We start from the raw sequence: 26,152 nt of genomic DNA, 5'->3' as shown, positions 1-26,152 counted from the left end.
GGTAATTATCCGTGCGCTTTAACTGTTTCTACGAATGCTTTGGCATGATCAACCGGCACATTGGGTAATATACCATGTCCCAGGTTGGCAATGTAACGCTGTCTGCCAAAGCCTTTCAGCATTTCTTTTACTGCTTTTTCGATTTCGGGGATGGGCGCCAGCAATTTGGCAGGGTCAAAGTTTCCCTGCAGGGTGATGTTGCTGCCGGCAAACTGACGGGCCAGCTCCGGCTTAATGCACCAGTCGATACCCAGTCCATGCGCGCCGGTAGCGGCCATGTCTTCCAGTGCAAACCAGGCGCCTTTTGCAAACACAATGGTCGGACAAACATCCTTCATTGCCGCTACTATCTGGCGGATATATTGTAAAGAAAATACTTCAAAGTCCTGCGGGCTGAGCAAACCTCCCCAGGAATCAAACACCTGTACGGTATCAGCACCTGCGGCCACCTGAGCTTTGAGGTAAGCGATGGTGGTATCGGTGATCATCTGCAACAGCTGATGTGCAACAGCCGGCTGCTGGTAGCAGAATGCTTTTGCTTCATCAAAAGTTTTAGAGCCTTTGCCTTGTACCATGTAGCAGAGCAGCGTCCAGGGAGCGCCACCAAAGCCTATCAGCGGTACTTTGCCATCCAGTGTTTTTTTAGTGAGCTTCAAGGCATCGAAAACATAGTGTAATCTTTCCTGTACATCGGGAACGCATAAACGCTGCAGGTCCTGTGCAGTTTTAACGGGAGCGGGGAGAAGCGGTCCTATTTTTTCTACCAGCTGTACTTCCATGCCCATTGCCTGTGGTACTACCAGGATATCGGAAAAGATAATAGCTGCGTCAACGCCAACCTGGTCTACCGGCATCACGGTTATTTCGGTGGCCAGTTCCGGGTTTTCACAACGTTCAAAAAAAGTATACTTATCACGCAGTTTGATATAATCCGGTAAATAGCGACCAGCCTGGCGCATCATCCATACGGGCGTGCGGGAAACGGTTTCACCTTTAAGGGCCTTCAGCAATAAGTCGTTCTTCAATGCGCTCATTCGTAGCAGTTAATGTTGTTAAAATAAAATATAGCAGTTTGCACCATGCTGTCTTCACTGATATTGGTGCTCATTATAATTTTGTTATCGGTATGCTCTCTCAGTTCTGTAGCGGTTGTTCTGCCAATGGCAAAGCAAACGGTTTTGCTGTTGATCCTGTTGGCAGACAGGTAGCTTTTAACGGCGCTTGGACTGAAAAATAATATGCCGTCGTAATCATCAGCTACTACAGCAGGCGCAGGAATGTTTTCGTAGATCACAAATTCATTCACAGTAATACCTGCCTGTTTTAAAGCATCTGGTAATTCATGTCTTCTCTGCGTGCCGCAATAGAAATTTACCTCGCTGATATTTCCTAATGCTATCATGGCTGCCGCCAGTTCGCTGCCGTAAGGGGATGAGGCTAAAATTTCCACGCCGGGAAAAACTGCCTTTGCCTTTTCCAGTGTTTTGCCGGATATGCAACAGATACGGGCGTTGTCGGTTAGGAAAACGGTACGGAGGCCATTACGCAAACCACGCACCCCAAAGTAATTTTGTTTCAATACATTCAGCGCATTGGCGCTTGTAAAAACCGACACATTAGGCGCCTGAAAAATATTGGATATATGCGTATCGTTCCAGCCGGGCTGGTTTCCTTTTAATGATGGAAGTATTACCGGCTTTATCTGTATAAAATCCTGTACATCTATGCGGATACCGTTATCACCAGCAACAGCAATGGAGCTGTCTGTTAAATGCCTGGTGCTTAATATGCGGTATTTATCATTTAGCATTTCTGATCTGTGCTACAATTTCAGCGCCACCCTGCGCCATTATATCTTCTGCAGCTTCCCTTCCCAGGTGATTGGCCTGGGTTACCGGCACTTCGCGTGAAATGCTGAAGAAGCGGGCGCCATCCAGGCTGCAAAGCTCTCCGCTGAAGTGAATGTGATCGTTTTGTATATAAGCGTAAGCACTGATGGGAGTGGTGCATCCACCCATCAGGGTGCGTAAGAATTCGCGTTCAATATGTGTGGTAAGGGCGGTATCTGCGTGGTTGAAAGCAGCGCAGGCATCCAGGCAAAACTGGTCATCTTCCCTGCAAACGGCTACCACTGCGCCTTGCGCAGGGGCTGGCAACATCCAGTCGAGGTCAATGGAATTGGCAGGGCGTACATGGATCCTTTCCAGGCCCGCCACAGCGAAGATAGCGCCGTCCCAGTTTTCCTCTGCCAGTTTTCTTAAGCGGGTATTAACATTACCACGCAGGTTATGCAGCTGGTGCTGTGGATATTTCCGCAGCCACTGGGCTTTACGGCGTACACTGCTGGTAGCGATGTTAGCTATATAATCCGGTTGTGAGAGGAAATTGGTATCGTTTTTATAAACCAGCAGATCCTTTACCGGTCCGCGTTGCAGGACAGCGGCATGTACAATTTGCTTTGGCAGTTGTGTAGGAACGTCTTTAAAGGAGTGAACGGCAACGTCTATACGGTTGTTGAGCAGTGCCAGGTCGAGGCTTTTTGTGAAGATGCCCTGTACGCCTATTTCATAGAGGGGTGTTACCAGGTCTATATCTCCTTCGCTTTTGATGGGTACCAGTTCGGTGCGGTAACCTTGTGCGGTGAGCAGATCATTTACCTGGTTTGCCTGCCACAAGGCCAGCTGACTTTCTCTTGTGCCTATCCTGATAACTTTATCCATTTGTTTATTCCTGGTTAACTCCTGTCTCAAAAATATCGTTGATCATGGCGATGTACTGGTCGCTTTTGTCTGTTTCCTTGCGCACTTTGCCTGCCATGAGATTAATCATTTTTTGTATGATGCGGGAAGATACAAGCTCGATATCTTCCATGTTGTAGTGGCCTCCGTTCTTCTGCTGCTGTATTTCGCGGGTATGTATTTCCTGCAGTTTATCCTTTACCGCTTTCAGTACTACGGCGTGTTTGCGCATTTTGTACCAGTAAAGGAATTCTTCCATGTATTCATCTATGATGGCAATGGCCTTTGGTACTTCTCCCAACCTGTTTTGCAGGGTTTCGTCCTGCACTTTGGAAAGCTCATCCACATTCACCAGCGTAATATGTGGGAGCTCACCTACTGCGGCTTCCACATTAAAAGGAATTGACAGATCGACGATGAGCTTTGGAGAACTGTTCCTGAAATGTTCTGCCAGCACTGTTGGGTGTGGCGCATTGGAAGCAACAAGGATAACATCTGCCTGCTGCATTTCGCTCACCATATTTTCAAACGGTGCATATTTCAGCCCGTGCTGGCCGGCAAATTCAGCGGCCACCTGAAGGGTGCGGTTAATAAGGGTCACCTCTTTTACGCCGAGGTATTCGATCATATTCTTGCAGGTGTTGCGGCCTATTTTGCCTACACCAAGTAATACGATCTTTTTATTTTTTATATCAGGGCAGATGCGCTCCAGCATTCTTACTGTGGCAAAAGCCACAGACACAGTGCCTTTGCTGAGCCCTGTTTCAGTTTTGATGAGTTTGGATACCTGCAGAACGCTGTTCACCAGGCGTTCCAGGAAGCTGCCCAGGCTCTGGTGCGCCTTGGCGAATTTGGCGGCATTACGTATCTGGCCTATTATTTCATAGTCGCCAAGGATCTGGGAATCAAGGCCCGTTCCTACCTGGTATAAATGCCTGATGGCATCTTCTCCCGACTTGGTATAGGCTAATTCTTCCAACTGGCTCCTGTCGCCGTTTGATTCCCTGCAAAGCAAATCTATCAACTGCCCGGGATGCGCTGCAAATCCGTAAATTTCTGTCCTGTTACACGTAGAGAGTACAAATAGATCGTCTAATTGCACAACCCTGGCATGCTCCAGGAGTTGTTGATACTGAGCCGGATTGATGGCGTATAATCCCCTGATAGCAGCGTCGGTTTTCTTATAGTTGATCCCAACAATATGAAAATTTGCTATTTCTTTTGAATGACTGACCTGCATGTTCTTGTATAAGCTTCCGGTTGCAAAAGTACTTTCATACGCCCCAAACATAAGAGGTTAGCTGTCATTAGTGTGTCATTTCTACTACTGGTAATCATTACGATGAAAAAATGATTTTTATCAGGTTTTGCCTTTACAAAAGAATGACAGTTATTGCGCCGTATGCAGGACTTTTCGCTTCCGGCTTTTTGCTTACTTTTGCACCAATTTAAAAGAAATGGTGTCTAAATCTGATGTAGGAATAGTATTAATGAACCTTGGATCGCCTGATTCCACTGCTGTGCCGGATGTGAAGCGTTATCTGATCGAGTTCCTGATGGACAAGCGTGTGATCGATTATCCCTGGTTGTTCCGTAAGATCTTAATCGAAGGGATCATTGTACCAAAGCGTGCGGAGCAATCTGCCCGGGCTTATGAATCTATCTGGTGGGAAGAAGGATCACCATTGGTGGCGCTAACGAAACAGCTGCAGATGGCCGTGCAGAACGATATGGAGATACCGGTGGAAATAGCCATGCGTTATGGTAATCCGCATCCGCAGGTGGCCTACGATAATCTCCTTAAGCAAAATCCTGATCTGAAGGAAGTAGTGCTGTTGCCGTTATATCCGCATTACGCCATGTCTTCCTACGAAACGGCGGTGGAGTACGCACAGGAAATCTACAAAAAGAAAAAATACAAATTCAAGCTGTCGGTAGTGCCTCCGTTCTACGATGAGCCGGATTATATCAATGCACTTACAGAAAGCATGCGCCCATATTTGCAGCAGGACTATGATTACGTATTATTCAGTTATCATGGTTTACCGGAAAGGCATATGCGTAAGGCAGATCCTACCGGTGCGCACTGTATGAAAGTGAACGACTGCTGTCATGTGAAATCACCTGCCCATAAATATTGCTATCGTCACCAGATCACTGTTACTACCGAACTGGTAGCAGAGAAGCTGGGACTGCCGCGCGAAAAATGGGGCATCTCCTTCCAGTCGAGGCTGGGCCGCGAAGAATGGCTGAAACCTTATACGGCCGGTTTGCTGGAAACGTTGCCTGCCGAAGGAAAAAAGAGGTTGCTGATCGTGTGCCCGGCATTTGTATCGGACTGCCTGGAAACCCTGGAGGAGATAGCTGTGGAAGGAAAACATTCATTCCTGAACAGCGGTGGTGAATCTTTTATCATGATCCCGTGTCTTAATATTCACCCGTTATGGGTAAAAGCAGTTGTGAAATACTGCACACAGATCATTGCCACTGAAGCCGTTTAAATTTGCCATATGTCCGTTCAACCCGTATTGATTGTCGGCGCCGGCCTGTCCGGGCTGAGTATTGCGTATGAATTACAGAAACTGCAGGTACCTTATCAGGTACTGGAAGTTTCGGACCACACCGGCGGTGTAATGAAATCCATACAGGAAGATGGTTTTGAACTGGACGCAGGCGCCAATACTATTGCAGCTTCTCCTGAACTGCTGCAGTATTTTACGGAACTTGGACTTGATAAAGACATACTGCAGGCAACAGCCGCCAGCAAAAACCGGTTCCTGGTAAGACGGCAGCAACTGCACGCCGTTTCTCCACATCCTTTTAAGATCATAGGCTCTCCTTACCTGAGCCGCAGCAGTAAATGGCGGCTGTTTACAGAGCGCTTCCGTAAACCGGCGCCTTCAGCAGGAGAGGAAACTGTTAATGATTTTGTAACAAGAAGATTTAATAAAGAAATTGCGGAATACGTGTTCGATCCTGTGTTGTCGGGCATTTACGCCGGTAATCCCGAGCGGATGAGCATTGCGGAAGTATTGCCCGCATTGCCGCGGTGGGAGCGGGAATACGGCAGCGTAACCAAAGGACTGATGAAAGATAAAGGCGCTATGAGCGGCCGGAAAATCATCAGTTTCAAAGGCGGCAACCAGTTGCTCACAAACCGTTTGCAACAATTGCTCACTACGCCTGTACGCTTTAACTGCAGGGTAACGGATATCACTGCCGCTGATAATGTATACAGGGTGAGCGTAGTGGAAAACGGCCAGCCCGGAAGTTATACTGCTGAAAAAATTATACTGGCCACGCCTGCCTACAGCACGGCAGAAACCATTACCCACCTCGATACAGCTACCGCTGCATTACTGAACAACGTACATTATCCCCGTATGGCCGTGCTGCACCTGGGCTTTGATGCCGGCGCCCTGCCACAGCCGCTGGATGGTTTCGGCTTCCTGGTGCCAAATGCAGAGCATATGCATTTCCTCGGCGCTATCTGCAATTCTGCTATTTTCCCGGGTAAAGCACCCGCAGGAAAGATCCTGTTCACTGTGTTCCTGGGAGGAGCCAGGCAGGAACAGCTGTTTGATCAGCTGGACCAGGCAACCCTGCAACAACGCGTGGTGGCTGAAATAACATCGCTGTTACACCTTTCAGCTCCGCCGGTGATGCAGCGCTTCAGTATCTGGAATAAAGCGATCCCGCAATTAAATGTAGGTCATGTTAAGTTGCGGAATGCTGTAACAGACTTTGAAAAAAAATATCCGGGTATCCATATCACGGGGAATTACCTGCAAGGCGTAGCCATCCCCGCTTTACTGCAACATGCCGCCGCTTTGGCCGCATCTCTGAAGAAAAATTAAAGAGAAAAATAGTTCTTTGTTGCCGTTTTTTCTTAAATTCCATTATAAATTTCCACCAGATGATTGCAGGAATTTTAAAAGAGAAAAACGGCGAAACCAGGGTATCTCTCGTCCCTGAAGTAGTAAAGCAACTGCAGCAAATGTCGGTAACCGTGTGGGTGGAGCAGGGCGCCGGCAACAATGCGTTTTATAACGACGACGCCTATATGCAGGCGGGCGCGCAAATAAAAACAGCTGCGGAGATCCTCACCGGTGCAGACATCATCTTTACCCTGCAACCTCCTTCCAGGGAAATAACAGACCAGATCCCCTCCGGGAAAATCATCGCTGGTATTTTACAACCCCTGTACCGGGTAAACGAAGTGGAGTACTGGGCTTCCCGTAATATCACTGCTTTCAGTTTAGATACTATTCCCCGCACCACCCGTGCGCAGGTAATGGATGTGCTTAGTTCCCAGGCCAATATAGCTGGTTATAAGGCAGTGTTGCTGGCGGCGTATAGCTATTCCCGTTATTTCCCCATGTTTATGACTGCTGCGGGGAGCATTGCCCCGGCTAAGGTATTGATACTGGGCGCCGGTGTTGCCGGTTTACAGGCCATTGCCACCGCCCGCCGTTTGGGGGCTGTGGTGGAAGTATTTGATACCAGGCCTGCTGTTAAGGAAGAAGTGATGAGCCTGGGTGCAAAATTCGTGGAAGTGGAAGGCGCCGCAGATGCTTCCACAGCAGGCGGTTATGCAGTAGAGCAAAGCGAAACGTATAAGCAACAGCAGCAGCAACGTATCGCTGAAAGCATTGCCAGGGCAGATATTGTGATCACCACTGCACAGATCCCCGGGAAGGCTGCACCCATACTGGTCAACAATGAAATGCTCGACCGCATGCGCCCCGGCGCTGTGATCGTAGACCTCGCTGCTGCTACCGGCGGCAATACAAGCGCTACAAAGAACAATGAAACCGTGCAGTATAAAGGCGTTACCATCATCGGGAATTCAAATCTACCGGCTACTATGCCGGCAGATGCGAGCAAGTTGTACGCAAAGAATGTATTTAATTTCCTGAAACTGATACTTACAAAAGAAGGAGCGCTGCACCTGGATTTTGAAGATGATATTGTAAAAGGCGCCTGTATTACGCACAACGGGGAAGTAGTGAATGAACGTGTGAAAAACCTGATGCAGCCCGCTTAGTAGTTGAGATCGTAAAATACCCGTCTGATATGGAATATATTTTAACTTTTCTTCACCAGCATATCGATCTTATCTACATCGTTATCCTGTCTGTTTTTCTGGGAATAGAAGTGATTTCGAGGGTGCCATCCGTGTTGCATACCCCGCTGATGAGCGGCGCCAATGCTATTCATGGCGTGGTTATCATCGGGGCTATTATTGTAATGGGGAAAGCGGAAACGGATAATTATCCTGCACTGATCATCGGCTTCCTGGCCGTAATACTGGGTACGATCAACGTGGTGGGAGGTTTTGTGGTAACCGACCGTATGCTGGAAATGTTCAAAGGAAAAAAGAAATAGCTGTAAAACGGTTGCCAGTACACAGGTATTAACTGTTCAACAGCGGAAAGCTAACGGCTAAAAGCATATACTTATGGGATCCAGCATTTTATCAATTATCTACCTGATCGGCTCTGTTACTTTTATCCTCGGACTGAAAATGTTAAGTAAACCGGATACTGCCCGCAAAGGCAATCTGGTGGCGGCTGCGGGGATGTCGCTGGCTATCCTTGGCACCATCTTTCTCTACCGGGTGAATGATGCCCCCCTGCATAACTATGGCTGGATATTCACCGGGCTTGCTATTGGTGGCGTAATAGGCGTGTTGTCTGCCAAAAAAGTGAAGATGACCGCCATGCCGGAAATGGTAAGCATGTTCAACGGAATGGGCGGCGCCTGCGCAGCGCTGATTTCCATTGTGGAGTTTGATCACCTCATCAAACTGATAAAAAATCTGTATGCGCCCGTTGCCGACGACCACCTGGCGTTGCAACTGCTGGAGTCATCCACCTCCAGGGGAACCGTGATCATTATTCTGCTGAGCCTTATCATAGGCGCTGTATCCTGTGCCGGCAGCATAGTGGCCTGGGGAAAGCTCACCGGTAAAGTGAAGGACTTTTCCTTCAATGGTCAGCATTTTCTTAACCTGGGTGTATTAACACTGATCGTTGGATTATCTGTGTGGCTGGTATGTATTTTCGGCACTTCGCCGGGAACAGCTCTCACGGTGTTCTATATAATTTTCGGGCTGGCATTGTTCTATGGTGTATTATTCGTAATGCCGATCGGAGGCGCGGATATGCCCGTAGTGATATCGCTGCTGAATTCTTTTACGGGGGTAGCTGCTGCCTGTGGCGGATTCCTTTACAGTAACCCGGTGATGCTCACCGGTGGTATCCTGGTAGGTTCTGCGGGTACTATCCTTACTATCCTGATGTGCAAGGCCATGAACCGCTCCCTGAAAAATGTGCTGATAGGCTCCTTTGGTGGCGGTGCAGCCGGTGCGGCTGCAGCTGGAAAGGATCAGGGGAACTATAAAGAGATCAGTTTGAACGATGCTGCCGTAGTACTGGCCTATGCCAGTAAAGTGATTATAGTGCCGGGGTATGGCCTGGCCGTAGCGCAGGCCCAGCATGCCTGTCATGAGCTGGAGAAACAACTGGAAGAAAAAGGAGTAGAGGTAAAATATGCTATTCACCCCGTAGCAGGCCGTATGCCTGGTCATATGAACGTGCTACTGGCGGAGGCAGATGTACCTTATGAGAAGTTACTGGAAATGGAAGATGCCAACGCTGAATTCCCTACTACTGATGCAGTATTGATCTTAGGCGCCAACGATGTGGTAAATCCTGCCGCGAAAAGTGATTCGGCCAGTCCTATTTACGGGATGCCTATCCTGGAAGTGGAAAACGCCAAAGTGGTGATCGTAAATAAACGCAGCATGAAACCGGGATACGCCGGTATTGAAAACGACCTCTTTTTCCAGCCCAAAACGTCTATGCTGTTTGGCGATGCGAAGAAGGTGCTGCAGGAACTGCTTTCGGCTATCAAGGAAGTGTAGAGAGGATTTTGTCTTTTTCAGGATTAGGATGATTTCGATGATTATATTTTTGGAATTTAATAAAGACTAAGGGAGATATAAGCCGGTACATCTGCTCATATCTCCCTTAATTATTATCAAAATTCAATGGTAAAAGCAAAAAATCAAAGTAATCATCGAAATCATCCTAATCCTGAAAAAGACAAAATTCGCTAAATTTGTCGAAAAAATTCTCGTGTCCAGTCACTTACCAGCGGCGCTGCTAGATTCATTAGCAGGACTTCCGGGTTATAACCGGGAAACATTTGAGCAGGTGCATGCCGCCGCCGAAAAAATTACTTCACTCCGATTGAATCCCAATAAAATAAAAAGCGCCGGAACAGGTCAGTACTGTGTTGCAATCACTGTCGGCCGATGGCGTAACTCAGGTTCCGTGGAGTAGTCAGGGGTACTATTTGCCGGAACGGCCTTCCTTTACTTTTGATCCTTATTTTCATGCAGGCGCTTATTATGTGCAGGAAGCATCTTCCATGTTCCTGGAACAGGTGGTGCGTGCAACAGTAGATCTGACGCAGCCGCTGAAGGTGCTTGATCTCTGCGCTTCGCCAGGTGGAAAATCTACGCTGTTACAGTCGCTGATCAGTCGCGATAGCCTGCTGGTAGCCAATGAGGTGATCAAGGCGAGAGCGGGGCTGCTGGCCGACAATCTCACAAAATGGGGCGCCGCCAACGTGGTGGTAAGCAATAATGACCCGCGCGATTTTTCAAGGCTGCCTGGTTATTTTGACCTGACGGTAGTGGACGCGCCCTGTTCAGGTTCCGGCTTATTCCGCCGTGATCCGGAACTGGTGGAGGAATGGTCGCCGGAAAATGTAACCCTCTGCAGCCAGCGCCAGCAAAGGATCCTGGCAGATGTATTACCGGCTGTAAAAGAAGGCGGCGTTGTTATTTATTCTACCTGTTCTTTCTCTGAGGAAGAAGATGAAGCGATCCTGGATTGGCTGGCAGATCATTTTGAGCTGGAAAACATCCCGGTTCCGCTGGATGCCGGGTGGAATATTGTTACAACGGCAACGCATAAACGAAACTGTACAGGCTACCGGTTTTATCCCGATCAACTGAAGGGTGAAGGGTTTTTTATTGCAGCATTCCGTAAACGTAGCGGTGAAACTCCCCGTAAACCAAAGCAGCATAAATCAATGGCACTCACTCCCCGGCAGCAGGAGGTGATCACTCCCTGGATAAATATTCCGGCAGATTACCAGTATTTTATGCACCAGGAAGAAGTATTGATCCTTCCCCCGTTACTGGCTGCAGAAATACCATTGTTGCGGCAACAATTGTATATTCGCAAAGCGGGCGTAAAAGCAGGGCATCCCAGTGCCAAGGAATTAATTCCCGATCATCAGCTGGCTGCGAGCATATTGGTGTCGGATGAATTGCCATCGGTATCGCTGGATCTACGACAGGCATTGCAGTACCTGCGTAAGGAAGATCCCGTAGTGAGCACACGGGTGCGCGGCTGGGCGCTGATAAAATACGAAGGCATGAACCTCGGCTGGGCAAAGATTTTACCCAACCGCATGAACAATTACTACCCGAAAGAATTACGTATCCTGAAAGAAATTACAGGACTGTAAAGGATACATAACTGCTATTTATCCGGGAATAATACCAACTTTGAAATACAGTGCCAACAGGAGCGCCGTTTATAACGGCTGCCACAACAAAAAGGGATTTTCTCCGTTTGGTTTATTAAATAATTTTGTCAATTTTAACGCATATATTCGTTGCCCGAAATAGCAGATAAAAATTTGAATATTCTGCTACATCATAAACAGAGTTAGTATGATAAAATCGATTCTTTCAATCGCATTGTTTGGTTTCAGTGCGGTAGCGGCACAGGCGCAGGATACGCTTGAAGTGCAAGGTACCTCGCCTGCTCTCTACATATCCCATATTGTTAAAAAAGGAGAAAATTTCTATAGCCTCAGCCGCGCTTATGGCTTGCCGCCAAAAGAAATTGCCGCAGCCAATAAAGTGAGTATGGACCAGGGTTTACAGCTGGGACGCAAGCTGCATATCCCGCTTACTGCTGCTAACTTTTCACAGAAGGCCGATGCTTCCGGCAAACCGGTATATCATAAAGTTGCTGAAAAAGAAACTTTATACCGCGTGAGTGTAAACTATAACAAAGTACCACTGGATAATATCCGGCAGTGGAACAGCTTTTCCGGCGACGGGCTGAAAAAGGACAGCTACATCATTGTAGGTTATGTGAAAGCAACCGGCGGTGCAGCTGAAGCAGCTCCGCGCCCTGAAAAAGTAAAAGAAAAAGCCACTCCTGCACCGGAACCAGTGGTTGCATCAACTCCTCCACCGCCGCCTGCCGCAAAGGAAACGCCTAAGAAAGAGCCTGAGCCAACACCGGCAGAAGAAACATCTGCTCCTGTTGCTGCGGCGCCCGCCCCTGTTAAATCTGCTCCTGTTAGCAGCAGCACAGATTTTGAGCAATTATATGAACAACAAACCAACGGCGGCAAAAAAACTACTTCAGAAAAGGGCCCTGGTACCTGGTTTAAGAGCAATGCAGTAGGTAAATACTACGCGTTGCATAACACGGCGCCACGCGGAACCATCATCAAAGTAACAAATCCGCTGAACGGTAAATCCGTATACGCAAAAGTACTGGACGTAATCCCGCAGATGAAAGCCAATGCCGGCCTCATCATCAAGCTGAGCGACAGTGCCATGCAGGCGCTCGGCAGCAATGAAACGAAGTTTTATTGCGAACTGAGTTACGAGGATTAATATCGCCTTCGGCGATTAAAATTGTCTTGGCTCAGGATTAAACTGATTAATCGTGATTACCAGGATTTGATTATGTTGTGATTTTATGATTAATAATTTAATTATTAAGGGAGATAAAAGTGGATATATTCACTTTTATCTCCCTTAATCTTTTAAAATCAATAGTAATCAAATCATGATCATTGCAATAAAAGTGAATATATCCGCTTCTATCACTTTTATCTCCCTTAATCTTTTAAAATCAATAGTAATCAAATCATGATCATTGCAATAAAAGTGAATATATCCGCTTCTATCACTTTTATCTCCCTTAATCTTTTAAAATCAATAGTAATCAAATCATGATCATTGCAATAAAAGTGAATATATCCGCTTCTATCACTTTTATCTCCCTTAATCTTTTATAATCAATAGTAATCAAATCATGATCATTGCAATAAAAGTGAATATATCCGCTTCTATCACTTTTATCTCCCTTAATCTTTTAAAATCAATAGTAATCAAATCATGATCATTGCAATAAAAGTGAATATATCCGCTTCTATCACTTTTATCTCCCTTAATCTTTTATAATCAACATAATCAAATCCTGGTAATCACGATTAATCAGTTTAATCCTGAGCCAAGACAATTTCCGCGCCGAAGGCGCGCCTACGCAAACCGGTAACCCCGCAGAAACGCTTCCACATCCATTCTCTTCTTGCCTTCCAGCTGGATCTCATCCAGGTAAAGGTAGCCATCAGGAGCCGCTATTTTGATGTATGATTTCTGATCAGTATCAAAGTCGCCCGGCGCTTTGGAAGGCGTAGTATGTTCTTTACGGGCTTTGTAGATTTTCAGGGTTTTGCTCTGGAAAACGGTCCATGCCGCCGGATAGGGGCTCAGGCCGCGTACCAGGTTGTAGATATTATCTAATGGTTGCTGCCAGTTGATCTGGCAGGTTTCCTTAAATATTTTTGGTGCATGTTTGATGTCGGCGGCCGGAATATGCGCCTGTGGCGTTTCTTTTACATTGCCTGCTGCAATGGCCTGTACTGTTTTCAACAGCAAACGGGCGCCGGTATGCATCAGGGCGTCGTGCAGTTCGCCGGCGGTTTCATCTTCCCGGATAGCCACCTCGTCGCTGAACAGGATGTTGCCGGTATCAATTTCATGCTGTAGTTTGAAGGTGGTAACACCGGATGCTTTTTCACCGTTGATAATGGCCCAGTTAATAGGTGCCGCGCCGCGGTAGTTGGGCAATAGCGACGCATGTACATTGATAGTGCCTTCCGGCGGCATATTCCACACTATTTCCGGCAGCATACGGAATGCCACCACTACCTGCAGATCTGCTTTCAACTCCTTTAAGGCGGCAATGAAATCGGGGTTTTTCAGTTTCTCCGGCTGCAGCACCGTTAGCTCTTTACTCACTGCATATTGTTTCACGGCGCTTTGTTGCAGCTGTAAGCCGCGGCCGGCGGGCTTGTCGGGGGCAGTGATCACGCCTACTACATTAAACCCGTTCTGTACCAGTATATCAAGGGAGGCCACTGCAAAATCAGGGGTGCCCATAAAAACAATGCGAAGATCTTTACTCATAGGATGCAAAAATAATGACCTTTCACCGATTTTAATGAATGATATGCTGCCGGGATGGTAATCGCTTCAAATATAGAGCGGACATGCCTGGGACATAAACAGCGGTTGCACTAAAGGTGGACTTGATGCCCGGTAAAAGTATACCTGATCTGTTTCCCCTGATAATTACAAAGGGAGATAAAAGCGAACCGTTATCTCCCTTTGCCTTAATAACAGTTCACGTTTAATACAGCAAATACCTGGCCCGGATAACCTTAAACTTTGCCAGACCCGGCTCCCAGCTTTTGCGGATCTCCGCTTCGGAAAGCCCTTTTACGATCTGTTGCTGCAGGATGTTGTTACCTGCCAGTTTACTGAAGAAAGGTATGAAGAATTTTGATTTATCAGGAAACATGCGATACGCCTCCAGCAGCCATTTCAGTTCAATTTTCCGGCCGGCATGCGGTGTGGCTTCCGGTGCATTGCTCAGGTCAGATCCGTAGCATAGCTGGTCTTTCAGCACCGGCGTTGGATTGATAGCACTTGCGCGGGGCGTAAAAGAATAACCCTGCTTTGGAAAAGAAGGTGAGCCATATACCTGGAAAGGCTTATCGGTGCCGCGTCCGAGGCTAATGACCGTGCCTTCAAAAAAGCAAAGGGAGGGATACAGGTTGATGGCAGCCATATTGGGCAGGTTGGGCGAAGGTTTGATAGGTACGCGGTAAAATGTTTTGTGACTGTAATTCTCACAGGGAATCACTTTAATATCGCATTGCAGGCCGTTGCGGAGCATATGTTCGCCGTTCAGCATCCGCGCGTATTCTGCGATGGTCATGCCATGTACAACGGGAATGGGCTGCATGCCAATAAAGGAACGGTAAGCGGTATCGAGGATAGGACCGTCAACATAATCGCCATTGGGATTAGGGCGGTCAAGGATCACCAGCGTTTTTTTATTTTCCGCGGCAGATTCCATCAGCTCCTGCAGGGAGGAGATATATGTAAAAAAACGGGTGCCTACGTCCTGGATATCAAACAACAGGATATCCACATCTTTGAGATCGGCTGCAGTGGCTTTACGGTGCTGCCCGTAAAGCGATACAATTGGAATACCGGTAGCGGAGTCAATGCTGTTGGCCACTTTTTCACCATGCCCTGCATTGCCGCGGAAACCGTGCTCAGGACTGAAGATCTTTTGAATTTTTACATGCAGTTTCAGCAGGGTATCTACCAGGTGGGTTTGATCGATGGTGGCGGTTTGGTTCACCATCATGGCTACCCGCTTGTTTTTCAGCAGCGGCAGGTAACGCGCGGTTTGTGTGGCGCCTGGTAACACATGTTCCGCGTATTGCGCGGAGGCTTCATATATGCAGCCTGCCAGGAGGATGCAAAGGAGGAGAATACGGTTCATACCGTTAAGATAATGCAAAGCTTTAAAAAGCGGGTATTATAGCTGCTTTTTGTATCTTGCGCGTAATTATTAACACTAAACAATTATTTTTTATGCAAACTGTTAAAAACGGGGATACAGTAAAGGTGCACTACCATGGCCGTTTAACGAATGGAACTACCTTTGATTCTTCTGAAGGTAGAGCTCCGCTCGAATTCAAGGTAGGCGCCGGCATGGTGATCAAAGGTTTTGAGAATGGTGTGCTGGACATGAAAGTTGGCGACAAGAAAACCATTCATATCCCTGTTGACCAGGCATATGGCCCCAAAAGCGATGAAATGATCATGGATTTTCCAAAAGAAAATATCCCTGCTGATCTGAATCCTGAAGTAGGTATGGAACTGCAGATGAGTAACCCGCAGGGACAGGTTTTCCAGGTAAAAGTAGCTGCTATCGGCGACGAATTTATTACCCTGGATGCTAACCATGCACTGGCTGGCGAAGACCTGGTATTTGACCTCGAACTGGTTGAAATCGTATAATATTCAGGTATCTTTTTATTTACGGATGCAGGAATGGTTGTTGAAACTATCCTGCATCCGTAATTTTTTTCAGGGAGATGGGATATGGATGTACGCCGGCTTTGCAAAATCCGTTTGCCGCCCGCACTGTTCAGGAGGAGGCTTCCGGGCCCCGGTAAATGGCCTGCATCTCCCGCAGGCAATCTGCACAAAGACAACCACTATAATGCTGTTGGATAAAGTACCGCTCCTCTTCGGTTAACACTACGTCCTGGCACTGGCAGCGCAGGATAGAGCCTACGCGGCATTCAAAGGTGCATTCGCACCGCGGGCAGGATACGGTTTCATGACATGCCATTCCTAAAATTACGGATTTCAGGCGGCATTTGAACAGGAGAGCGCAGGCACTGTCAATGGCATATCAACATAACCCGGCACGCACATGCAACGCCAGGATGCATACAGTATCAATGCACCCGGCATTACATGTGCGCCAATGCCATGTTAACCGCCAACCGCAAGCCTCATATTCTTTGCGGCGGTAACCATATTCCGCAATGCCATTTCCGTTTCCGGCCATTTCCTTGTTTTCAGTCCGCAGTCGGGGTTCACCCAGATATTACGCAAGGGCAGCAGCGCCGCCGCCTTATGCAGCAATGCCTCCATTTCCGCTACAGCCGGCACTCTGGGAGAGTGGATGTCATATACACCCGGGCCGGTTTCGTTTGGATATTTAAAGCCTGCAAACGCTTCCAGCAGCTCCATCTGTGAGCGTGACGTTTCTATGGTGATCACATCTGCATCCATCGCAGCGATATGTTCAATGATATCATTAAACTCTGCGTAGCACATGTGCGTGTGGATCTGCGTGGCATCATCCACAGTGCTTACCGCCAGGCGGAAGGCTTTCACCGCTTCGCTGAGATAATCGCTGCGTTGCGCTTTGCGCAATGGCAAACCTTCACGGAGCGCCGGCTCATCTACCTGTATCACGGTGATGCCGGCATCTTCCAGGTCTTTCACTTCATCGCGGATAGCCAGTGCAATTTGCATGGCGGTTTGCATACGTGGCTGATCATTCCTTACAAAAGACCATTGCAGGATAGTAACCGGGCCGGTGAGCATGCCTTTAACGGGCCTGCTGGTAAGCGATTGCGCAAAACGGCTCCAGGCAACGGTCATGGGCGCGGGCCTTTGCACGTCTCCAAAAATAACCGGCGGTTTTACACAACGGGTACCATAACTCTGTACCCATCCGTTTTGTGTAAATACAAATCCATCCAGTTGCTCGCCAAAATATTCCACCATATCGTTCCGCTCAAACTCGCCATGCACCAGCACATCAAGGCCCAGGTTTTCCTGGCGGTAAATGGTTTCTGTAATGGCCTGGCGTATATCGGCGTTATAGGTTTCGGGAGTAATAACGCCTTTTTTCAGATCAGCCCGGAGCTGTCTTATTTCCGTGGTTTGCGGAAATGAGCCGATGGTGGTGGTAGGGAACAAAGGCAGTTGCAATACCGATTGCTGTAATTTCTGGCGGTGCGGGAAGATGCTGTGCCGCTGTGTATCCGCTGTGGTAATACTTTGCAGCCTGGCTTTTACTTCCGGCACATGGATGCGGGAAGATGTCCTGCGGTTGTTCATCACTGTTTCGTTATCCGTGAGCAGGGAAGTGTCGCCGGCAATAATCTGTTTCAGTGCTGTTACTTCGGCCACTTTCTGTTTGGCAAAGGCCATCCATTGTTTTATTTCCGGGTCCAGCGCTGTTTCATTTTCCAGGTTGTATGGCACATGCAGCAGGGAGCAGGAAGTGCCCAGCAGTACCCGTTCTTCACCGATCTGTTGTATGGCCTTTTCGATCAGTTGCACGGAAGCAGCATAATCATTTTTCCAGATATTACGGCCATCCACCACACCGAGCGATAACAGTTTATCTGCCGGTAATGCGGCCAGCACAGTATCCAGTTGCTCCGGAGCCCTTACCAGGTCTATATGCACCGCCTGTACCGGCAGCTGCAAAGCCAGGCTGGTGTTGTCTTCCAGGCCTCCGAAGTAAGTGGTCAGCAATATTTTAAGAGAAGGCAATGCCTGGCTTACCGCAGTGTATGCCACCTGGTAAAGGTTGCTGGTGGCGGGGTCCAGGTCGGTCACCAGGAAAGGCTCATCCAGTTGTATCCAGCTGGCGCCGGCCTGCTGAAGGGATCTTAACAGTTCTATATATGCGGGGAGCAGCTTTTCCAGCAGCAGGGAATGGGTAAGCTCATCTCCCTTGATTTTCCCGGATAAAATAAAGGTGACAGGGCCTATCAGTACAGGTTTGGTGGTGATACCATGACTGAGGGCCTCTTTAAATTCAGCTACACATTTAGGCTGGTGCACATTGTATTGCTGGGCCGGTTCAAACTCCGGTACCAGGTAATGGTAGTTGGTATCAAACCACTTGGTCATTTCCAGCGCGGTGATATCAAAGTTATTCTTCTGGTAACCCCTTGCCATCGCAAAGTACAGCTCCGGGCAGGCGGGATTGGCAAATGTTTGCTGCAGCGCTTTGAAGCGGGAAGGAATTACACCAAGGGTGATGCACATATCCAGTACCTGGTCGTACCAGGAGAAATCGTTGGAAGGGATCAGGTCAATACCTGCTTCCTGTAATAAGCTCCAGTTCTCTTTTCGTAGCTGCCTTGACGTTAGTTCAAGACGTTCCAGTGAAATTTTTCCGGCCCAGTAGTTTTCGCAGGCTTTTTTCAGCTCCCGCTGGCTACCTATTCTTGGATAGCCTGGTATGTTGGTAAGCATATATAGGATGTATTTTATTCTACACAAACCTATTATTATTGCTTCTTTGTTCGATACTTTGATTAAATTTTAGATTATTGTCTTATAAAATGACGATTTTAAAGAATAATTTACTGTTCCATATATTGTGAGAGGTGGTAAAACAGAATAATCTACGGCAGGAGTGTGAAGCGGTTTTTCCTTAGGTTTGCAATATGTTTACAAATTACTCATATACAGTAGATAAACGCTTCATGCGTTACGCACAGATAGATACACAGTCGGACCCGACGAGCAGCACTTTCCCTACCACTGAAAAACAGAAGGATCTTTCCCGGCTGCTGGTAAAAGAATTACAGGAAATGGGTATTACCGATGCCGGGCTGGATGAACATGGTTATGTATATGCCACTATCCCGGCCAATACCGATAAGAAAGTTCCGGTCATCTGTTTTTGTTCACATGTGGATACTTCTTCAGACAGCAGCGGCACCGGTGTAAAGCCAATTGTACACCACGGATATGACGGGGGCGATATTGTGCTGCCCGACGATGAAACAGTAGTGATCAGTGCAAAAGAGCATCCTTACCTGGCCAGCAAAAAAGGCGACGATATTATTACTGCCAGCGGCACCACCCTGCTGGGAGCAGATGATAAGGCCGGTGTGGCGGAGATCATGGATGCCGCTAATTTCCTGATGACGCACCCGGAGGTAAAACACGGAAAGATCCGCATCCTGTTTACACCCGACGAGGAAGTAGGCCGTGGTGTGGAAAAAGTGGATATGAAGAAACTGGCGGCCGATTTTGGCTATACCATGGATGGAGGCGAACTGGGCTCCCTGGAAGATGAAAACTTCTCAGCGGATGGTGCGAAGATCACAGTGTATGGCATCAGCGCACATCCCGGCGCAGCAAAGGATAAGCTGGTAAGCGCTATTAAAATAGCCGGCGAAATCGTAGATGCGTTACCGAAAGACAGTCTTTCCCCTGAAACCACCGACGACCGGGAAGGCTTTATTCACCCGGTACGTATACAGGGCACTGTGGAAAAAACGGAAATAGATTTTATTATCCGCGACTTTGAAACGGCTCACCTGGAAGCGCATGAAACCTTCCTGCGCCGGATCATGGATAAGGTGCTGGCAAAACATCATGGTGCAAAAGCCACCCTGAAAGTAACGGAGCAATACCGCAATATGAAAGAGGTGCTGGTAAACCACCCGGAAGTAACGGCAAATGCAGCGGAAGCCATCCGCCGGGCAGGCGTGCAGCCCCTGAGAATGAGCATCCGGGGCGGTACAGACGGTTCCCGGTTATCTTTCATGGGATTGCCCTGCCCTAATATTTTTACCGGGGAAATGGCGCTTCACAGCAAACATGAATACGTAAGCATACAGGATATGCAGAAAGCGGTGCAAACAATTGTATATCTGGCACAGGTTTGGGAAGAGAAGGCATAAAATATTGCAGTGAACATTAGCAAATATTTTATTACTTTAACCGTTTATAGTAGTGATCTACTTATGCACCCGTTAAAATATAGTTCATGTTGTTAGGTTTTATTACATTATTACAGGATTCCCTTTTACTTCCCAAAGCAGATACAGTAGCTCAGGGTATTGCCGCCAGCGGCGCCCCGGCACCGGAAATTCATCTCATAGATATGCTGATGAAAGGTGGCGTACTGATGATCCCGTTGGGAATACTCTCCCTGATAGCCGTGTACGTATTCGTGGAAAGGGCCATCACCATCAGTAAAGCCGGCCGGCTGCCTGATAACTTTATGCCTATGATCCGCGACCAGATCACCACAGGTAATATGATGTCTGCCAGGTCACTGGCCAAAAACACTTACGGGCCCATTGCCCGGATGATCGAAAAAGGCATTCAGCGTATAGGCAAGCCAATTGAGAATATTGAAAAATCAATGGAAAATGTGGGTAAGCTGGAGATCTACCGGATGGAAAAGAACCTGGTGATCCTGTCTATCATTGCCGGTATCGCCCCTATGTTCGGGTTCCTTGGTACCATTGCAGGTATGATCCAAACCTTTTTCAATATCTCCATCACTTCAGATATAACACTGGGCACCATTGCCGGCGGTATCTACGTAAAAATGATCACCTCCGCTTCCGGGCTGATTATCGGTATCGTGGCTTTCATCGGCTACAGTTACCTCAATGCCCAGATAGATAAGGTAGTAAACAAGATGGAAGGCGCTTCTGCTGAATTCATCGATATTCTGCAGGAACCAACCCGCTAAAACCACCCTCATGAATTTACGCAGACGAAATAAGAGGCAGGTGGAAATGCACAACTCAGCACTGAATGACATCCTGTTCATTCTGTTGTTGTTCTTCCTGATCGTTTCCACCCTGGCCAATCCGAATGTGATTAAGCTGCTGCTGCCGAAGGCGAAGAGCAATACCAAATCGAAACAAACGGTAGTGGTAAGCATCAACGATAAACGCGAGTTTTTTGTTGGTACCAACAAAGTGACCTTCGACCACCTGAAACAGGCGCTGGCGCCTTCTATCGGTAATGAAAAAATTGATCCCACCATCGTGATCAATGCAGAGAAATCTGTACCTGTGGAGGATGTAGTGAGTGTGATGGAAGTGGCCAGGGAGATGGGCGCTAAAGTGGTACTGGCCACCGCGCATAAGTAAGATGTCTTAACTTTTTTAACAGGACCTGGCGGTACCATACCGCCAGGTCTTTTTATTTTTATATCTTTTTGCCCTTTACCATCCTGTCTTTCCCAAACATATCCTGCTTCAGTATTACTTCCGCAAAACCGGTTTGCTCCATCAATGCCACCACTTCTTTTCCCAGCGCCTCGTTGATCTCAAAATAGAGCACACCGCCGGGAACCAGCCGGGAAAGGGCCATTTGGGAGATGTGCCGGTAAAAGAGCAGCGCGTCGTTGTCCGGTACAAACAGCGCGAGAGATGGTTCAAAGCCCCAAACCGATTCCTGCATGCCGGTTTGTTCGCTCTGTGTTATATAAGGGGGATTGCTCACTATCATGTCGAACTCCGGCAGGCCCGCCATCTGCACGGGGTTCAGGGCATCCATATGCAGGAAATTAACCTCCAGCCGTAACCGTGCTGCATTGCTGCGGGCCACTTCCAGCGCGCCTTCACTTACATCTATGGCAGATACCTGTGCATCCGGCAATGATTTTTTCAGGGCCAGCGGAATACACCCGCTGCCAGTGCCCACATCCAGCAGGTGAAGCCTGTGGCGGTGTGCAGCGTCACGTACCATCCATTCCACCAGCTCTTCTGTTTCAGGGCGGGGGATCAGCACATTTTTATTTACCAGCAGCTCCATACCGTAAAACCAGCTGCTGCCGGTAATATACTGCACCGGTTCATGCCGTTGCAGGGCTTCTATGGCCAGTTTCAGCCGCTGATTCTGATCGGGGGAAAGGATCTTTGTTTTATGAACAATCCGGTCCAGTTTACTCATGCCCGTTAGGTATTCCATTACAATATGGGCAATATTGGCGGCTTCCCGCTCATCATATAGGTCACTGATGGCGCCTGTAATATAGGTAAAGGCCGTTTGTATAGTCAATATAATCAGTTTAAGAAAATGTGAGAGGAAAAATGCAGACCTGTGGCGGCTTTTTCCATTCGGTAAAAACGATACATTTGCAAAAATATTACTTCGCCTGGTGATTATGAATAGCACGTTCAATGAATTTTATATGCAGCGTTGCCTGGAACTGGCCGCTATGGGCGCCGGACAGGTGGCGCCTAATCCCATGGTGGGCGCCGTATTGGTGCACCAGGGACGCATCATTGGCGAAGGCTATCACCGTCAATACGGGCAGGCCCATGCTGAGGTGAACTGTGTGAACAGCGTAGCAGAGGAGGAGCGCTCACTTATCCCGCTGGCCACTATGTATGTAAGCCTGGAGCCCTGTGCACATCATGGTAAAACGCCGCCCTGCGCGGATCTTATCGTAGCGCAGGGAATAAAACAGGTGGTGATCGGCTGCATGGATACCTTTTCAGCCGTAGCCGGAAAAGGTATAGAGAAGCTGGAAAAAGCAGGCATAAAGGTGGAAACAGGCGTGCTGGAAGCGGAATGCCGGCAAATCAACCGCCGCTTTTTTACCTTTCACGAACAGCAGCGGCCTTATATTGTACTGAAATGGGCACAAAGCCGCAATGGCCTGGTGGCCGGCGCCGGCGGTGTACCGGTGCGGATATCCAATAAGTACAGCGACCGGCTGGTGCACAAATGGCGCAGCGAGGAAATGGGCATCCTGGCAGGTACCCGCACCGCTATAAACGACAACCCCCGGCTTAATAACCGGCTGTGGACAGGGAAGGACCCGGTTCGCATTATCATAGACCGCCACCTCCGGGTGCCGCGCTCACATCATGTATGGGATGGCAGTATTCCTACTATTTTTATTACGGCCAATGCCGCGGAAACCCACGGTCTTACCGAAACCATCTCCCTCGATTTCAGCGCCGCACTGCTGTCACAGCTGATGCAGCAATTGCACCTGCGGCAAATACAGAGCATCCTCGTGGAAGGAGGCAGCACCACGCTGCAGCAATTTATTGCAGCCGGCCTGTGGGACGAGGCCCGGGTTATAACAGGTACGGATACACTGCCGGAAGGACCCGCAGCACCGGTGCTCACCAATGCCTCGCTTACGCATACCCTGCAGGTGGCGGGCGACCGCATTGATTTTTATCATCCCGCGTAGTTTTAAACGCGTATTAAATTATTTTGATGGAGGTTTATTTTACAATTGATAAAACAGCTGTAGCAGAGTTTAAAGACAGGGGAAGCAAATTCCTGGCCTACGCTTTTCCCGTTAAATCGCCGGAGGAAGTGAAAGAATGCCTGGGAGAAGTGAAAAAAGAACACCCTAAGGCCACCCATCATTGTTATGCCTACCGCCTTGGTACTGCAGGGCTGCAGTTCCGCGCCAGCGACGATGGAGAGCCTTCCGGCTCAGCCGGCAAACCCATCCTGGGGCAGATAGACAGTAAGCAGATCACGGATGTGCTCATTGTGGTGGTCCGCTATTTCGGCGGAAGCCTGCTTGGCGTGCCGGGGCTCATTAATGCGTATAAGATGAGTGCAGCCATGGTGCTGCAGCTGATCCCCGTGATCCAGAAAAATATAGAGGCAAAATACCATCTCAGCTTCGATTATACCATTATGAACGATGTAATGATGGTAGTAAAGCAAAATAACTGCACCGTTATTTCCCAGGAGCTCCAGCTGTTCTGCGAAATGGTGATCGGTGTTCCGAAATCAGGTGAGGAGCTATGCCTGCTGCGCTTAAAGGATATTTACGGATTACAGGTACAGCCACAAAAATCCTGACCCTCCTTAAGGATGATCCTGGTTCGCAGTCGCGTGTTACAACATGTAGATAGGAATCCGTACATCAGGATCATCTCCCCAAAAAATTAACCCGGAAATATTTAAAATGAGCCGGATGTAATATAAATTTCCTTAAATTTATTTTTGTTAACTAGGATTTTCTTAACCCGTTTTCCGGTGTTTTTTTGAGATGGAGACCTGCGCGGAATGCAGCCCCCATCTGCCTTTTCAGATCAGATATAGGAACCATATTAATATTAAAAGCCCCCCTGTATATGTTACATACCATAACAACCGTATCTATTGCTGACAAACAGTTTAAACAATTTCATTCATTACGCCTGGAACAACAGTTACAGGGACATCATTATTTTGAGCTGAAAATAGGGTACGACTGGCTGCAGGAACTGGGGCCAGGTATGGTATCGGCTACCAAGGCTTTCCTGGGAAAGGAAGTGAGCATTACCATACAGGCGTTTGAACAGTTGCAGTCGTATGAGCCCCTTATTTTCAACGGCATTGTGATGTCGGTAAGCTCAGGGAAGGAAAGCGACGGTACACACGGGTTTTGTGTGATCCGCGGATACAGCCCTACTATCCTGCTGAACAACGATCTGCATATACAGGCCTTTGAAAACCAGGATCTCGCCTCCATCGTGAACACTACACTGAAAGCCTGCGGCCCCTATGTGGCACGTCCCCTGGTAGATCCCGGTACCACGTCAACGCTGAAGTATATCGTGCAATACAAGGAAACGTCGTTCGATTTTCTCCGCCGGCTCTCCGAGCGCTTCGGTGAATGGTTCTTTTACAACGGACAACAGCTGGTTTTCGGGAAATACCAGCCCAGGGAAGTATCATTGGTGCACCTGGTTGACCTCATGAGCTTCGACCTGGAAATGAAAGTACAACCCAACAACCAGCAGTTGCACGGCTACGATTACCGGAACAGTAAAGTAGTGGAAAACACTACGCTGGCACAGCCCGCCGGAAAGGTGAATGATTATACCTCACATGTACAGGGGCTCAGCGAAAAATTGTACAGTAATACTTCTACCTATAAAATGAATCATGCGTTTACCAGCAATGCCAAAGCTGAACTGGATACGCTGATCACCCGCCAGAAAAAAGGGCGCATGGCTGCCATGGTACAGCTGAAAGGCAGCAGCAGGCAAACTTCCCTGCGGGTGGGAGATCATATCTCCATCAGGGAAAATGTATACGCAAATGACGACCACGGTAAATTTATGATATGGGGGCTTACGCATCATGTAACCGGCAATGGCGACTATTACAACGAGTTTGAAGGCATTCCTGCAGATGCGGCAGCACCACCGGTGAACCTGGAAAATATCCCCTTCAGTGAAGCGCAGAGCGCCACTGTAGTAGATAATCATGACCCTAAAGACCTGGGGCGGGTAAGAGCCCGCTTTAAATGGCAGCAACAGGGCATGACCCCCTGGATGAGAGTGGTAGCCCCTCACGGCGGCGGCAGTAAAGGCATGTACATGGTACCGGAAAAAGGAGAGGAAGTGGTAGTGGATTTTGAAGGCGGTAATCCTGAACTGCCCTTTGTACTGGGAACTACCTACAATGGAGAAGGTAAATCAGGATTTGGTACCGCCAATAATGATATGAAAGCCATCCGTACCCGCACCGGTATCTCTATTTTACTGAATGATGCCGATGGCAGTGTCACTATCCTGGATAAATCGGGTAACAAGATCTTCATAGATGGTACTGATAAAATGTCTCTCTTCGCAAAAAATAAAATGGAAATCTCTTCCAAGGAAGTCACCATCACTTCCGAAAAATTTTCCATAGGCGCCTCCGAGCAGGGCTCTATTGTAGCCAAGAAAGGAATTTACCTCGAAGGCTCCGAAACTGTGACCGTAAATAGTAAGGATGCCATAGTAAAAGGAGGAGACTCGCTCACACTGATATCTAAAGACCTGCTCGCCTCCGGAAGCAAAAATGCCAATATTACCGGGGCTTCTGTAATGGTAAACGGGACCAAAGATGTTACCGTTAGCGGTAACGGAGATGTAGTGGTTTCCGGTGGACTGGTGAAAATAAATTCCTGATC

23 protein-coding genes are annotated in these 26,152 nt (G+C 48.1%); 14 read left to right on the top strand and 9 right to left on the bottom strand.

The window, feature by feature from the left end:
* Positions 1-5: 5 nt before the first annotated feature.
* From hemE to hemA, 4 genes are read right to left on the bottom strand one after another with little or no spacing between them, the layout of a single operon-like run.
* A complete protein-coding gene (hemE, locus tag ABIE50_RS29350; protein WP_209862289.1) occupies positions 6-1,034 on the bottom strand; it encodes a uroporphyrinogen decarboxylase in 1,029 nt (342 codons plus the stop codon).
* Positions 1,031-1,810, bottom strand: coding sequence for a uroporphyrinogen-III synthase (locus tag ABIE50_RS29345; protein WP_209862286.1), 780 nt, complete (start codon positions 1,808-1,810; stop codon positions 1,031-1,033). Before ABIE50_RS29345 ends, hemE begins: the two co-directional genes overlap by 4 nt.
* A complete protein-coding gene (gene hemC, locus ABIE50_RS29340) occupies positions 1,800-2,720 on the bottom strand; it encodes a hydroxymethylbilane synthase (protein WP_209862283.1) in 921 nt (306 codons plus the stop codon). The genes ABIE50_RS29345 and hemC overlap by 11 nt, the downstream gene beginning before the upstream one ends.
* Positions 2,721-2,724: 4 nt before the next feature.
* Entirely contained in the window at positions 2,725-3,978 is a 1,254-nt protein-coding gene (gene hemA, locus ABIE50_RS29335) for a glutamyl-tRNA reductase (protein WP_209862279.1), read from the bottom strand.
* Positions 3,979-4,195: 217 nt separating this feature from the next.
* Between hemA and hemH the strand changes: the two genes are divergently transcribed.
* From hemH to ABIE50_RS29300, 7 genes are all read left to right on the top strand, one after another.
* Complete coding sequence (gene hemH / locus ABIE50_RS29330; RefSeq protein WP_209862276.1) at positions 4,196-5,239, top strand: ferrochelatase; 1,044 nt, start codon at positions 4,196-4,198, stop codon at positions 5,237-5,239.
* Positions 5,240-5,248: 9 nt separating this feature from the next.
* On the top strand, positions 5,249-6,595 hold the full coding sequence (hemG, locus tag ABIE50_RS29325; protein WP_209862273.1) for a protoporphyrinogen oxidase: 1,347 nt from the start codon (positions 5,249-5,251) through the stop codon (positions 6,593-6,595).
* A 59-nt stretch (positions 6,596-6,654) separates the two neighbouring features.
* Complete coding sequence (locus ABIE50_RS29320; RefSeq protein WP_209862270.1) at positions 6,655-7,785, top strand: Re/Si-specific NAD(P)(+) transhydrogenase subunit alpha; 1,131 nt, start codon at positions 6,655-6,657, stop codon at positions 7,783-7,785.
* 29 nt (positions 7,786-7,814) lie between these two features.
* Entirely contained in the window at positions 7,815-8,126 is a 312-nt protein-coding gene (locus ABIE50_RS29315) for an NAD(P) transhydrogenase subunit alpha part 2 (RefSeq protein ID WP_209862267.1), read from the top strand.
* Between the two features lie 73 nt (positions 8,127-8,199).
* Positions 8,200-9,666: an NAD(P)(+) transhydrogenase (Re/Si-specific) subunit beta gene (locus tag ABIE50_RS29310; RefSeq protein ID WP_209862265.1), complete on the top strand. Its 1,467-nt coding sequence runs from the start codon at positions 8,200-8,202 to the stop codon at positions 9,664-9,666.
* Positions 9,667-10,037: 371 nt separating this feature from the next.
* Entirely contained in the window at positions 10,038-11,285 is a 1,248-nt protein-coding gene (locus ABIE50_RS29305; protein WP_354028229.1) for a methyltransferase RsmF C-terminal domain-like protein, read from the top strand.
* A gap of 208 nt (positions 11,286-11,493) precedes the next feature.
* Positions 11,494-12,456, top strand: coding sequence for a LysM peptidoglycan-binding domain-containing protein (locus ABIE50_RS29300; RefSeq protein ID WP_209862259.1), 963 nt, complete (start codon positions 11,494-11,496; stop codon positions 12,454-12,456).
* A gap of 651 nt (positions 12,457-13,107) precedes the next feature.
* Here the strand turns inward: ABIE50_RS29300 and fmt are convergent.
* Both fmt and ABIE50_RS29290 read right to left on the bottom strand, forming a co-directional pair.
* Positions 13,108-14,037: a methionyl-tRNA formyltransferase gene (gene fmt, locus ABIE50_RS29295; RefSeq protein ID WP_354028228.1), complete on the bottom strand. Its 930-nt coding sequence runs from the start codon at positions 14,035-14,037 to the stop codon at positions 13,108-13,110.
* A 223-nt stretch (positions 14,038-14,260) separates the two neighbouring features.
* The gene (locus tag ABIE50_RS29290; RefSeq protein ID WP_209862257.1) at positions 14,261-15,427 is read right to left on the bottom strand and encodes an exo-beta-N-acetylmuramidase NamZ family protein; all 1,167 of its coding nucleotides are present in this window, start codon (positions 15,425-15,427) and stop codon (positions 14,261-14,263) included.
* A 92-nt stretch (positions 15,428-15,519) separates the two neighbouring features.
* Here ABIE50_RS29290 and ABIE50_RS29285 point away from each other — a divergent pair, with 92 nt between their 5' ends.
* Positions 15,520-15,948 (top strand): FKBP-type peptidyl-prolyl cis-trans isomerase, encoded by a 429-nt coding sequence (locus tag ABIE50_RS29285; protein ID WP_079470987.1) that lies wholly within the window; start codon positions 15,520-15,522, stop codon positions 15,946-15,948.
* Between the two features lie 130 nt (positions 15,949-16,078).
* On the opposite strand, the gene ABIE50_RS29280 is transcribed toward ABIE50_RS29285, so the two are convergent.
* Together ABIE50_RS29280 and metE are read right to left on the bottom strand one after the other, a co-directional pair.
* Positions 16,079-16,285 carry a cysteine-rich CWC family protein gene (locus tag ABIE50_RS29280; protein WP_209862254.1) on the bottom strand — a complete coding sequence of 69 codons (207 nt, stop codon included), beginning with the start codon at positions 16,283-16,285 and terminating at the stop codon, positions 16,079-16,081.
* A gap of 146 nt (positions 16,286-16,431) precedes the next feature.
* The gene (metE, locus tag ABIE50_RS29275; protein ID WP_209862251.1) at positions 16,432-18,723 is read right to left on the bottom strand and encodes a 5-methyltetrahydropteroyltriglutamate--homocysteine S-methyltransferase; all 2,292 of its coding nucleotides are present in this window, start codon (positions 18,721-18,723) and stop codon (positions 16,432-16,434) included.
* A 194-nt stretch (positions 18,724-18,917) separates the two neighbouring features.
* Between metE and pepT the strand changes: the two genes are divergently transcribed.
* From pepT to ABIE50_RS29260, 3 genes are all read left to right on the top strand, one after another.
* Positions 18,918-20,165, top strand: a complete 1,248-nt coding sequence (gene pepT, locus ABIE50_RS29270; protein ID WP_209862248.1) for a peptidase T — start codon at positions 18,918-18,920, stop codon at positions 20,163-20,165.
* Positions 20,166-20,251: 86 nt separating this feature from the next.
* Entirely contained in the window at positions 20,252-20,968 is a 717-nt protein-coding gene (locus ABIE50_RS29265; RefSeq protein ID WP_142686324.1) for a MotA/TolQ/ExbB proton channel family protein, read from the top strand.
* 10 nt (positions 20,969-20,978) lie between these two features.
* Positions 20,979-21,374, top strand: coding sequence for an ExbD/TolR family protein (locus ABIE50_RS29260; RefSeq protein ID WP_079470398.1), 396 nt, complete (start codon positions 20,979-20,981; stop codon positions 21,372-21,374).
* 58 nt (positions 21,375-21,432) lie between these two features.
* Here ABIE50_RS29260 and prmC read toward each other — a convergent pair whose 3' ends face one another.
* A complete protein-coding gene (prmC, locus tag ABIE50_RS29255; RefSeq protein ID WP_209862244.1) occupies positions 21,433-22,287 on the bottom strand; it encodes a peptide chain release factor N(5)-glutamine methyltransferase in 855 nt (284 codons plus the stop codon).
* A gap of 106 nt (positions 22,288-22,393) precedes the next feature.
* Between prmC and ribD the strand changes: the two genes are divergently transcribed.
* From ribD to ABIE50_RS29240, 3 genes are all read left to right on the top strand, one after another.
* Positions 22,394-23,437: a bifunctional diaminohydroxyphosphoribosylaminopyrimidine deaminase/5-amino-6-(5-phosphoribosylamino)uracil reductase RibD gene (gene ribD / locus ABIE50_RS29250; RefSeq protein ID WP_209862241.1), complete on the top strand. Its 1,044-nt coding sequence runs from the start codon at positions 22,394-22,396 to the stop codon at positions 23,435-23,437.
* Positions 23,438-23,463: 26 nt separating this feature from the next.
* Positions 23,464-24,066, top strand: coding sequence for an IMPACT family protein (locus ABIE50_RS29245; protein ID WP_142686327.1), 603 nt, complete (start codon positions 23,464-23,466; stop codon positions 24,064-24,066).
* A gap of 275 nt (positions 24,067-24,341) precedes the next feature.
* The gene (locus ABIE50_RS29240) at positions 24,342-26,150 is read left to right on the top strand and encodes a type VI secretion system Vgr family protein (RefSeq protein ID WP_209862237.1); all 1,809 of its coding nucleotides are present in this window, start codon (positions 24,342-24,344) and stop codon (positions 26,148-26,150) included.
* Positions 26,151-26,152: the final 2 nt, after the last annotated feature.

The sequence above is a fragment of the Chitinophaga sp. OAE865 genome, assembly GCF_040546735.1.
In the GTDB taxonomy this organism is placed as follows: domain Bacteria; phylum Bacteroidota; class Bacteroidia; order Chitinophagales; family Chitinophagaceae; genus Chitinophaga; species Chitinophaga polysaccharea_A.
Note: the sequence above shows the minus strand (reverse complement) of the source record. Positions and strands in the feature narration are given on the sequence as shown.